We start from the raw sequence: 11,859 nt of genomic DNA, 5'->3' as shown, positions 1-11,859 counted from the left end.
TTGCAATTCCTTGTTCGGAATTACGGTTGTTGTGAGCGATTCAGAATGTTGCTAATATACGGATGTGGGTATATGGAATACAAACCGATGAGTTACAGGAAGGTCAAATTTTTTGTAAGTCGTTGTTAAACAAACGAATATTGCTGACCAAAAGCGACGGTCAGATCTTTGCGTGCGGTTCCGTTTGCCCCCATCAGGGCTATTCGATGGAGAACGGGCTCGTCTTCGACAAGGAGATCACGTGTACCGAACACAGCTGGACCTTCTCGCTCGAGAACGGTCAACTCACCTTCCCGGGAAGCGGACCGCGTATTCCGGTCTATCCCATTCGAGTAGTAGAGGGGCGTGTCGAAGTGGACGTTTCGGAATAAGAGTCGGGTGCGTTCGCAAACGATTGCTCCCATACATTGTTTAAAGACCCGCCCTCGACCGTTGTGGTCGGGCAAGAAGGAAACCACTTAATGATCTCACTTGACCGAGTTCGCGGCCTCTACGATATGCCGCTGTTGCAACTCATCTCTGAAGCGAACCGCATCCACTCGGAGCATCATGGCTTTGAAGATATCCAACTCTGCACGCTGCTGTCGGTGAAGACCGGCGGATGTCCGGAGGATTGCGCCTACTGCCCGCAATCGGCCCGCTACGATACCGACGTCGATGCCCAGAAGATGCTTGATCATGCAACCGTAATGGACGCAGCGACCCGGGCAAAAGAAGCCGGCTCTACTCGCTTCTGTATGGGGGCTGCATGGCGCGAAGTGCGCGACGGTAAGGACTTCGATGCCGTGCTCGAGATGGTCCGCGACGTGAAGAATCTCGGCATGGAAGTGTGTACCACGCTCGGCATGGTCAACGCCGATCAGGCACGCAGACTAAAAGAAGCAGGACTCACGGCGTACAATCACAACCTCGATACATCGGAAGGCTTCTACGGTTCGATCATCCATACCCGGACGTATGACGATCGCTTGGATACGCTACGCAACGTTCAGTCGAACGGCATCTCGGTCTGCTGTGGCGGTATCATCGGCATGGGAGAGAGTGCCGACGACCGCGTCGGTTTCTTGCACACGCTCGCCAATCTCGATCCGCAACCCGAGAGCGTGCCGATCAACGCACTCGTTCCGGTCGAAGGCACGCCGCTTGCCGACATGCCGCCGCTCGATCCGCTGGAGTTTGTCAGAGTTATCGCCTGCGCACGCATCCTCATGCCGCGCGCACGAGTGCGGCTGAGCGCCGGCCGGCTCTCGCTCACGCGCGAGGCGCAGACGCTTGCATTCCTTGCCGGCGCGAACTCGATCTTCACGGGCGAGAAGCTACTCACCACTCCGAACCCCGGCACGAACGAGGATGCCGATCTGCTTGCGACACTCGGCGTGAAGCCGACCGTCCCGTATTCGACCGAGTTCTCGCTCACTGCGTAACTCTGCGATGCCGTCATCGCAGGATGTAATCCGGCGCCTGGACTCCGAACTTCGCTCGCTCGAAGCGAAGGAGCGCAAGCGCACGCTACGTCCGGCAGAAGGCATCGACTTTACTTCCAACGATTATCTCGCGCTCACCCATAGCGGCGAGCTTCGCACCCGCGTGATCGCGGAGCTTTCGAAGGGCAAGATCCCGCTCGGCTCCGGCGGTTCGCGTTTGCTTCGCGGCAATCACGAGTGGCACGAAGAGGCCGAGGTGTACTTTGCGGCGTGGCAAGGCACAGAGGCTTCGCTGTTCTTCACATCGGGATACGCAGCGAACATGGCCGTGCTCACGGCGATACCGACGCGCCGCGACGTGATCATCTACGATACGTTCGTTCATGCGAGTATTAAGGAAGGGATACACGCAAGCTTTGCGACAAAGCGGACCTTCGAGCATAACTCCATTGAGTCGCTCATCTCGGCGCTCGACGCTTCCGCCGGTGCGGATGCAGTGTTCGTCGTCGTCGAGAGTCTATACTCGATGGACGGCGACGAGGCACCGCTTGACGAACTCGCACGGCTCTCACGCGAACGCGGCTTCGCGCTTATCGTGGATGAAGCCCATGCGACCGGTCTCTTCGGCGGCGAGGGCAGAGGATTAATCGACGAGCGCGGCGTTCGTTCGGATGTCTTTGCAAGCGTGCACCCCTGCGGCAAAGCGCTTGCCGGTGCCGGTGCGTTCGTCTGCGGGAGCGATACGGTCAAGAGCTACCTGCTCAATCGCGCACGCACGATGATCTTCACGACGGCGCTTCCTCCGATCGTCGCGTACACGCTGACGCAGGCGATCGAAATTCTTCGGCACGATCCTGTGCGCCTTTGTCGAGTCTTTGAACATGCAGCCTACGTACGTGAGCGACTAACGCCTGCACTCAAGCGATGGACCGTGTATCCCGGTCGCTCGCCGATCATTCCGCTCGTCGTTGGGATGGATGCAGAGTCGGTTGCAGTGGCGGAAGAACTGCATGCGCGAGGCATGGATGTGCGGCCCATTCGCCCGCCGACCGTTGCCGAAGGAAGCGCTCGCTTTCGGTTGACCGTGAATTCCGAGCATACGAAGGCAGAGCTCGATCTGCTCTGCGATTCGCTCATTCAACTTGAACAACAGTTTTCAGAGTGAAGAAGCAATTTGTCATCGCCGGTACCGACACGAACATTGGCAAGACGATTCTGTCGTCATTGCTGATGTGCGGGTTCGACGATCTCTCGTACTGGAAGCCCGTTCAGTCGGGGCTGGAGGATGAAACAGATACTGACGTTGTGCGTGAATTGTCAGGTTGTGCCGACGATCGCATCATCGGCGAAGCGTATCGATTGAACCAGCCGCTTTCACCGCATCTCTCGGCGCGACTCGATGGAGTAACGATCGATACGAGCAGGTTAGTGGTACCGGAGCGTTCGCCGCTTGTCATCGAGCTTGCAGGAGGATTGCTCGTGCCGATCACCGACGATGTGTTGCAGATCGATATCGTCAAGCGATGGAACCTGCCCGTGATCCTCGCAACGCGCTCATCGCTCGGGACGATCAATCACTCGCTGCTTTCGATCGAAGCGATGCGAAGCCGAGGCATCGAGATCGCGGGCTTCGTGCCGATCGGGGAGCACAACCCGGAGAACGAGCGGGCGGTGGAGAGAATGGGACGAATAAAACTGATAGGGCGGATAGGTCGTATCGGTCAGATCGACCGCGCCAGCCTGGAGCATGAATTTCAGACACACTTCACACCGCTTCGCACACTCCTGCAATGAACGCACCACTCTGGCAATCGTGGGACTCCGAGTTCGTCTGGCACCCGTACACCCAGATGCAGCTTGTGCCGGATGCCGTGCCCGTCGAGCGTGCTGAAGGCTCATACCTGTATCTATCGGATGGCCGAAAGATCTTCGATGGCATCTCATCTTGGTGGGTGACGCTCCATGGCCATGCACAACCGAGGATCGCTGCAGCCATCGGCGCGCAAGCGGCAAAGATGGAACAGGTGATCTTTGCCGGTTTCACGCATGAACCCGCTGCCACGCTTGCAAAGCGACTCGTCGAGCGCATGCCGCGCGGACTCGCGAAGCTGTTTCTCAGCGACAATGGCTCGACAGCCGTGGAAGTCGCGCTGAAGATGTCGCTGCAATACTGGCAACTTCGCGGCGAAACACGGACGACATTTCTCGCACTCGAGGACGCATACCACGGGGATACGTTTGGTGCAATGGCAGCAAGCGCACGCAGTGCGTTCACGGCGGCGTTCGATCCGCTGCTCTTCGATGTTGTTCGCTTGCCGTTTCCAGCACCACCGTTTGCAGGCAATGACTACTCGGACGCCGAGCATCGCTTCCTCAACGATCTGGGCCGACACTGCAAACTCTCGAAGCCGGCCGCGTTCATCTTCGAACCGCTCTTACTCGGTGCGGGCGGGATGCGTATGTGGCGGGCCGAAGTACTGCGCGAGGCGGTGACGATCGCGCGCGAGGCCGGTGTGCTAACAATTGCAGATGAAGTGCTCACAGGCTTCGGTCGAACCGGTACGTTTGTGGCGTGCGAACAGGCCGGTGTCTCGCCCGATATGATGACGCTTTCAAAAGGCATCACGGGCGGCTTCCTTCCGCTCGGCGCAACGCTCTGCACCCGCGAGATCTTCGATGCATTCTTAAGCGACGACCGCAAAAAGACATTCTTTCACGGCCACAGCTACACCGGTAACCCGATCAGTTGTGCTGCTGCCGTTGCATCGCTCGACGTCTTCGATAGCGAGCCGGTGTTCGATCGCATCGCCGCCATCGGCGCTGTCCACTCCGAGCGTATGAGACCGCTCGCTGCGAAGCTTGGCTATGCAAGCCGCATGTTGGGGACGGTGGCCGTCATGGAGCCGAACAATGCCGAAGGATATCTGAGCATGAACTCGCTTGATCTCTCGAAGCGCGCACTCGCCGAAGGCCTGCTCATTCGTCCGCTCGGCGATACGATCTACTTCTTGCCGCCATACTCCACACGTGCGGAAGATATGCACATGGCCTATGACGTGCTTGAACGCCTCCTGACAACAACGTCATTCTGAGCAAAGCGAAGAATCTCTTCGGACATGGCTCAAACGTTCGTTCTTGCCTTAAGGGATTCTTCGCTTCTGCTCCTATGGTCGCAGAAGAATGCTCAGAATGACATAGTTATTCTGCTCGGAACCCTCCCGCCTCAATATCGTTAACTTCGGCGCGTGAAGAACCCAGTACTCGATATCACCGAACCATTGCTCTTTGCTGTCGGCCAGATCGCAGATCAGGCCGGTGTCGAGGCATATGTCGTCGGCGGATTCGTCCGCGACGTGCTGCTCTGTCGCGGCAACGACCGCGACATCGACATTACTGTCGTCGGCGATGGTGTTGCATTCGCCAAGCGGGTCGCTGCCGAGTTCGAAGGGGCACATGTCGTCGTGTACGAGAAATTCCGGACGGCGATGGTCGAGGTCGGCGAAGTGAAGCTTGAGTTCGTCGGTGCGCGAAAGGAATCGTATCGTTCGGCTTCGCGAAATCCGGTGACCGAAGCAGGCACGCTCGACGACGATCTCGCCAGGCGCGATTTCACCGTCAATGCTCTCGCCGCTTCGCTCAATACCGGTCACTTCGGTGAGATCGTAGATCTCTTCGGCGGACTTGACGATCTGAAGATGCGCATCCTCCGCACACCGCTCGATCCTGCAGTGACCTTCGAGGACGATCCGCTTCGCATGATGCGTGCCGCCCGTTTTGCCGCGCAGCTTGAGTTTATGGTCGTACCCGAAGCGCTCGATGCGATGCACCACATGCGCGAGCGCATCAAAATCGTCTCGCAGGAACGCACGAGCGACGAGTTCGTGAAGATCATGGCTTCGGCACGGCCGAGCCTCGGTATCAATATCCTCTATGAAACGGGACTGCTCGACTTCGTCTTCCCGGAGATCGCCCGCCTCGCCGGTGTTGATCTGATGATGGTCGGCGTGCAGGAGTTCGCGCATAAAGATGTGTTCAAGCACACGATGCGCGTTGTCGACAACGCAGCCGAGATGACGAACAATGTCTGGCTCCGCTTCGCCGCGCTCTTGCACGATGTCGCCAAGCCGAAGACGAAGTCGTTCAAAGATGGCTACGGTTGGACGTTCTATGCGCACGATGTGATCGGCGCGCGGTGGGTCGAGAAGATCTTCCGCCGGATGAAGCTTCCGCTCGATGCCGCGAAGTACGTCGAGAAACTGGTTCGCCTGCACATGCGGCCGATGGCGCTGGTGGACGAAGGCGTGACCGATAGCGCGGTGCGGCGTGTACTCTTCGAAGCAGGCGACGACATCGAGGATCTGATGACGCTCTGTCGGGCGGATATCACGTCAAAGAACCCGCGCCTGATCAGCAAGTATCAGCGCAACTACGATCTTGTCTGGGAGAAGATGCAGGAGGTCGAGGCCAAAGACCAGATGCGTGCATTCCAGTCGCCGGTGCGCGGCGAGGAGATCATGAAGATCACCGGCCTGCCACCGTCGAAAACCATCGGTGTACTGAAGGATGAGATCGAGAACGCCATCCTCGACGGCATCATCGCGAATGATTACGAGGCCGCGAAAGCATACCTGATGCAGATCAAGGATGAGATCGTTGCAGCAAATCCGTTGACGCCGCGCGAAGCAGCGCGACGACAGAGCCTTGAGACCTCCGATCCTTCGTAACCCAACGGAACCCGAGCACCTATCGCCAGATGTTCACTCATTGGAGGATCTGATGTATGTTGACGAAAGCTGAACTCGATCGCATGAGCGTGGACGAGCGGATCGAACTCGCTTGGGCGCTCTGGGATAGCATTGAGACAGACCCACAATTTGCTAAACTCACAAACGCTCAACAGCAAGAGCTTGCACGTAGGTTGGAGGCGTCGATGAACACCGACAAGCCTCGTCGACCGTGGCGGGAAGTGATCGACGAGATAGAGGCGCGGCTCGGGAATGTTCCTGTTACACATTGAGGAATTTGCCGAACGTGAGATCCTTCATGCCGCCGAATGGTATGAAGATCGTTCACATGGACTAGGTCTACGCTTCACAGCCGAGGTTCGCGTGCTTCTTGGGTTGATCGAACAGAGTCCGTTGCGATTCCCAAAGGTTGAGGGTTCTGTGCGTCGGGCCCATCTGCGTCGTTTCCCGTATTCTCTGTTGTATTATGTTCTTGCCGACCGAATTGTCGTGATCGCGTGTTATCACGATGCTCGGGATCCCGAGCCATTTATCGAAACCCGCACATGATCCAACGCTACACCCGCCCGGAAATGGGCGCTATCTGGACCGACGAGAACCGTTTCAAGATCTGGCTCGAGATCGAGCTCCTGGCCTGCGAAAAACAGGAAGAACTCGGCATCATCCCGAACGGGACGACCGCCGGCATTCGCACGAAGGCCAAGTTCGATACTGCGCGCGTCCTTGAGATCGAGGAGCAGACGAAGCATGACGTCATCGCGTTTCTGACGAACGTCGCCGAATATGTCGGTCCCGACTCCCGATTCATCCATCTTGGGATGACGTCGAGCGACGTCGTGGACACAGCGTTCTCCGTCCAGTGTAAACAAGCGGGCGAGCGTATCCTCACGGGGATCGACGCGCTCATCACCGCGCTTGGCAAACGCGCACTCGAGCATAAGCTAACGCCGTGCATCGGCCGCACACACGGCATCCACGCCGAGCCGACCACATTCGGACTGAAGCTCGCCGTGTTCTACGCCGAGATGAAACGCTGCCGCGAGCGTATGGCTCATGCCGTTGCGACGATTTCGGCAGGCAAGATATCCGGCGCTGTCGGCACGTTCGAGCATCTCGATCCGTCTGTCGAAGAGTACGTCTGTAGCAAGCTCGGCCTGACGCCCGCACCGATCTCGACGCAGATCATCCAACGCGACCGCCATGCGGAGTACTTCACCACTCTCGCTCTCGTTGGTGCCAGCCTCGAAAAGCTTGCGATCGAATTGCGCCACTTGCAGCGCACGGAGGTTCGCGAAGCGGAGGAGTTCTTCTCGAAAGGGCAGAAGGGTTCGTCGGCCATGCCGCATAAGCGCAATCCGATCACGATGGAGCGTGTCACGGGTCTTGCCCGATTGCTGCGTGGGTATGCTGCGACGGCAATGGAGAATGTTGCCCTGTGGCACGAGCGCGATATCAGCCACAGCTCGACCGAGCGCGTGATGGGACCCGACGCGACGATCACGCTCGATTACATGCTGCATCTGATGACGAAGACCGTCGAGACGATGTACATCTACCCCGAAGCAATGAAGCGCAATCTCGACCTCACCCGAGGCCTCGTCTTTTCTCAGCCCGTGTTGCTGCTTCTGGCCAAGAGTGGCCTCACGCGGGAGGAAAGCTACTCCATCGTTCAGCGTAATGCAATGAAAGTATGGGAGTTGGCGGCGGAAGGGAAGGACCCGCACATCACGTTCCGCTCGCTGCTCGAGGCCGATCCGGACATCTCCGGCCGCATTTCGAAGGAGCTGCTCGACAAGGCGTTCGACCCGATGGCCGCGCTTCGCCACGTCGATACGATCTTCAAGCGGGTAGGGCTGAATTAGACGTGGGAGTCTCGGGCGAAGGCTGAGCGAAACGAATAACAAATTCACTCTTCATCAGTCATTCTTCGCTCGTGCAAGGTCGGAACTACCACTTACAGCGAACGGGTTACATCGCTACGAACTCGGACTTCCCCAGAGTCCGGTACAGTTACAGAGGATACTGAGTTTCTCCCCACGAGAGGGACATCGCGATTTTCACCATATAGTTCACAAACGGATATGAAACTACGAAATCAGATCTTGATGCTTGCTTCGACGGCTCTGCTCGGCAGTGCGTTCCTGTCAAGCTGCACCACCGAAAACACGGTGACCCCGTCGACCGACTCTCGTACTCGTGTCGCCAGTGCGTCCGGTACGGATACAAAGATGACCATTACGGGGCTGCAGAAGAACCAGTTATATGTGTTTAGTGTCAACGGCGTCGGTGTGACAAAAATCCTCGCCGTCAATGCGGCCGACGAAAGCTCGATCACAGTGCTTTGGACCCGCGATCCCCTCGATCATACGCCGGACACTGTGAATTATAAGACTGTCGAGCAGGTCACAAACACTGATCCCGTTAGCGGCGCAACTGCGATCACCTGGGCAACGGCGACGAAGGCAAGTAATCTGACGATCTATGAAACGGCCGATAACACCTCGGGCCACGGAAGCGGCTTGATCCTTGGTGACGGCACCACTCGCGTCGGATCCGTTCTGGGTGCCGATGCAACGAAGCTCGATCTCGTCCTTGCGTCGAATAGCGGTATTACGTTGCCGTTCCTTTCGTTGGTAGCTCCTTCGGTTTCGTCTCTTACAGGAATCACGGGTGGCCGTCAGACGGTATTCGATACGAATATCTACCAGATCACGGGCGATGCGTCGGACCAACATTTCAGTTCGACGATTGCCGGGACCTTCCCGACATCGGGTTCACTGATCGCAAACCAGTTCGATATTCCGGATGGTGACTTCAAGGGTACGTCGATCGTTCTCTTGGTGTACACAGCCGATGGTCATTATTCACGTGTCGAGATCATCCCGCAAACCAATCCGTCCGACCCGTCGAAGTCATTGCTGTGGAAGGATGTTGCAATCGCGACCGCTCCGTATTCCGTTCGCGCGATCGTCGTGAATGCGTGGTACCAGCCGACAGTCGGTTGGGGTTATGTCGGTCGTCCGACGGAGATCCGTCGCGGTACGAACGATGCGCCGGTTCACGCGCACATCGTCCGCCAATAACGAATCGACGCTCCATCGTTTCGAACGGGTATGCCACGTACATGTGGCATACCCGTTTCTTTTTGCCCAGAATGAAAGAAACTGTGAGGGTATCTTTTGCATTGTACAGAAGAATGAGATCGCTTATTGCATTGGTGCTCGTCATCTCGGGCCTGTCGTTCGTGGGTTGCCTCAGTGAGGGCGATGTGCCGCCCGTGGTCGTACCCCGAAATACGTATCAGCCGTCGACCGTCTATTATCGCTCGATCGATCAGAGTACACTCCAAGTACGATGGACACGATCGGTTAGCGATACGCAGTTGAATTTCAAGGGCTATTATGTTCTGCTGTATGCATCCGTCGCCGATACGTCCGGCAAAGCGAATGATGTCGGCAGTTTTGACAGCACCTATGGTACTCCCGATACGGCGACAGTGTATAAAGATCCGGTTTCGGGGTATCTCGACACGAGTTGCGTCTTCACGACCGCAACGGCGAAGAATGCTTTCAAAGGACCCGGCCGTTATACGGCGGAAGTATGGGGTGTGCGATACCCACCGCAGTCCAAACCCGATTCTCTCGTACGGTCGCTTGTATTCACGGCCCTGAGTTTTTATAATGATCCCGAACCTGTTGCCGCTCCTGCCGCTGCGTATGCATCGAGTGGGTTTGGGGCTACTTCGGTGAATCTCTTTTGGCCGCGAAGTGCCTCGGAGAAGAACCCGGGTTTTGCCGGGTATATTATTCGCTATATCGATACGATCAAGCAGAGCGGTGCGAAGCTTGTGTACTTGCAGCGGGTAGAGAAATCCAGCGATTCATTGAAGTCTGTCCCTCGAGCGATTGTTTCCGTGCCGGTGAATCCGCAAACGCTGACATTCCGAGAATATCCGTATCGGTTCTGGATCAAAGCGATCCGCAAGGATTCTGTCGAGAGCGACGACTCCATCTCGATCACCTGGAGCGGCGCCGAACGAATTGCTCAGACGACCGTTCGGCTCGATACCGGTGTGTTTGTCGGACAAGTGAATACTTCGTTCGCGGTCGCACAAGGACCGCTGACGAATCCGAGCATCGAGTTCAGCTTCCATTACGACGGTACTAATCTTTCGGTCACCGGGCTAAACGGTACGAAGTTTGCGACGCAGACAGATACCGTCGCGCTTGATCTGGCATATTTCGCCGCACCGTTCACGGATGCCGACTTCAGCGAGACATCACTAACACTGCCCAAACCGATATTGACCGGACCGACGTTCTACGCGCTGCTGCCCGGCGGAAACCGGGTGCGGGTTCAACTCGTCAGCAATAGCAATGGCGTTGTGGTCGATCCCGTGGCAGGTACCGTATCGTTCTTTGCAAGCTTTCAGCCGGGATTCACAGGCTGGCCGTTCTTCTAACGAGTGTCTACTCCGAGTATTACCATGCAGCCGCAACATCAACAACCAACCAGCAACGAACAAGGTCACCTCGGGGAGGAGGAGGCGTGCAAATATCTCAGCGACCAAGGGTATCGCATCATTAAGCGTAACTTCCATTACGGTAAAATAGGGGAAATCGATATCGTCGCCATGGATGGTGATCAACTCGTATTCGTCGAAGTCAAAGCGCGAAGCAGGCAGACGTACGGGAAGCCGGAGGATTTTGTCGATGTCCGTAAACAGCGTCAGCTGAAGCGCGTTGCCGAAGGCTACTATCACATCAACAAGCTTGTCGATCAGGCCTGTCGATTTGATGTGGTGGCCGTCGATCTGATCGGTGCAGCGCCGGAGATTCGTCATATTAAGACGGCATTTTATTGAACGCAAGGTTGCGGGCCGACGATTGCCGGCGATGACACTAATTCTCACCGATCTGCATTCTCAATTCACGATTCACCGTTCGTACTTCATACATTCGCAGTGATCCGCTTCGAAGACGTCAGTATTCAATATCCGGGTAACGAGCATTTCTCGTTGCACGGCTTGTCGTTCTCGGTCGAGAAAGGCGAACTGGTCGTGCTTTCCGCACCGACCGGGGCGGGGAAGTCTTCAATCCTGAAATTGCTCACTGCCCAACTGAAACCCGCTTCTGGAAGGATCTTCGTCGGCGAGACGGAGGTAAGTTCGCTTCGCGGAGCGAAGATCGCTGCGTATCGTCGCCGGATCGGTTGCGTCTTTCAGGATTTGAGCCTGCTCGAGGAAAAGACCATCTACGAAAATGTTGCGTTCGCGCTTGAGGTTCAGGGCATTACCAAGCGCGCAAAGATCGATCCGCTCGTGATGAACGTGCTCGATCGCGTGGGGCTTACATCGCTCGCAGGTCAATTCCCGTATGCGCTTTCGCTCGGCGAACGCCAGCGAGCGGCCATCGCACGGGCAATCGTCACCGAACCGCTCGTATTGCTTGCCGATAACCCAACGTCGCAGCTCGACGCCGAAACAGCCGTTGGGATCTTTCGCATTCTTGCAAACGAACACCTTCGGGGAATGACGATCTTTCTGGCAACAACGAGAACGGTCCCGCTGCCGGCATTACCTTCGCAGACACGATATCTCGGATTGCGCGGCAGTGGCAGTGGGCTGAAGGTGATCGACCCCGCTCGTTCTGCGGTTGCCGTTGCCAACGAGTAGGGCACTCGTTTCGCCC

The 11,859-nt window shown here is 56.8% G+C and carries 12 protein-coding genes; all 12 read left to right on the top strand.

The features are described 5' to 3' along the window. Positions 1-62: 62 nt before the first annotated feature. The 12 genes from JSS75_03570 to JSS75_03515 all read left to right on the top strand — a co-directional run bounded on the left by JSS75_03570 (position 63) and on the right by JSS75_03515 (position 11,843). Positions 63-371, top strand: coding sequence for a Rieske (2Fe-2S) protein (locus JSS75_03570; GenBank protein ID MBS1902761.1), 309 nt, complete (start codon positions 63-65; stop codon positions 369-371). Between the two features lie 90 nt (positions 372-461). Further along, positions 462-1,424 (top strand): biotin synthase BioB, encoded by a 963-nt coding sequence (gene bioB, locus JSS75_03565; GenBank protein ID MBS1902760.1) that lies wholly within the window; start codon positions 462-464, stop codon positions 1,422-1,424. 7 nt (positions 1,425-1,431) lie between these two features. Continuing rightward, positions 1,432-2,589, top strand: a complete 1,158-nt coding sequence (locus tag JSS75_03560; protein MBS1902759.1) for an 8-amino-7-oxononanoate synthase — start codon at positions 1,432-1,434, stop codon at positions 2,587-2,589. Further along, on the top strand, positions 2,586-3,218 hold the full coding sequence (gene bioD / locus JSS75_03555; protein ID MBS1902758.1) for an ATP-dependent dethiobiotin synthetase BioD: 633 nt from the start codon (positions 2,586-2,588) through the stop codon (positions 3,216-3,218). Before JSS75_03560 ends, bioD begins: the two co-directional genes overlap by 4 nt. Then, positions 3,215-4,516: an adenosylmethionine--8-amino-7-oxononanoate transaminase gene (locus tag JSS75_03550; protein MBS1902757.1), complete on the top strand. Its 1,302-nt coding sequence runs from the start codon at positions 3,215-3,217 to the stop codon at positions 4,514-4,516. The genes bioD and JSS75_03550 overlap by 4 nt, the downstream gene beginning before the upstream one ends. A 153-nt stretch (positions 4,517-4,669) precedes the next feature. Further along, positions 4,670-6,148, top strand: a complete 1,479-nt coding sequence (locus JSS75_03545; protein ID MBS1902756.1) for an HD domain-containing protein — start codon at positions 4,670-4,672, stop codon at positions 6,146-6,148. Positions 6,149-6,204: 56 nt separating this feature from the next. Then, a complete protein-coding gene (locus JSS75_03540; GenBank protein ID MBS1902755.1) occupies positions 6,205-6,441 on the top strand; it encodes an addiction module protein in 237 nt (78 codons plus the stop codon). 273 nt (positions 6,442-6,714) lie between these two features. Then, positions 6,715-8,031, top strand: a complete 1,317-nt coding sequence (locus JSS75_03535) for an adenylosuccinate lyase (GenBank protein ID MBS1902754.1) — start codon at positions 6,715-6,717, stop codon at positions 8,029-8,031. 219 nt (positions 8,032-8,250) lie between these two features. Further along, positions 8,251-9,252, top strand: coding sequence for a hypothetical protein (locus JSS75_03530; protein ID MBS1902753.1), 1,002 nt, complete (start codon positions 8,251-8,253; stop codon positions 9,250-9,252). Between the two features lie 113 nt (positions 9,253-9,365). Beyond that, the gene (locus JSS75_03525; protein ID MBS1902752.1) at positions 9,366-10,631 is read left to right on the top strand and encodes a hypothetical protein; all 1,266 of its coding nucleotides are present in this window, start codon (positions 9,366-9,368) and stop codon (positions 10,629-10,631) included. Between the two features lie 24 nt (positions 10,632-10,655). Further along, positions 10,656-11,033 carry a YraN family protein gene (locus JSS75_03520; GenBank protein MBS1902751.1) on the top strand — a complete coding sequence of 126 codons (378 nt, stop codon included), beginning with the start codon at positions 10,656-10,658 and terminating at the stop codon, positions 11,031-11,033. A 99-nt stretch (positions 11,034-11,132) separates the two neighbouring features. Beyond that, positions 11,133-11,843 (top strand): ATP-binding cassette domain-containing protein, encoded by a 711-nt coding sequence (locus JSS75_03515; GenBank protein ID MBS1902750.1) that lies wholly within the window; start codon positions 11,133-11,135, stop codon positions 11,841-11,843. Positions 11,844-11,859: the final 16 nt, after the last annotated feature.

The organism is Bacteroidota bacterium (assembly GCA_018266755.1).
Classification (GTDB): Bacteria; Bacteroidota; Ignavibacteria; order Palsa-1295; family Palsa-1295; genus JAFDZW01.
Note: the sequence above shows the minus strand (reverse complement) of the source record. Positions and strands in the feature narration are given on the sequence as shown.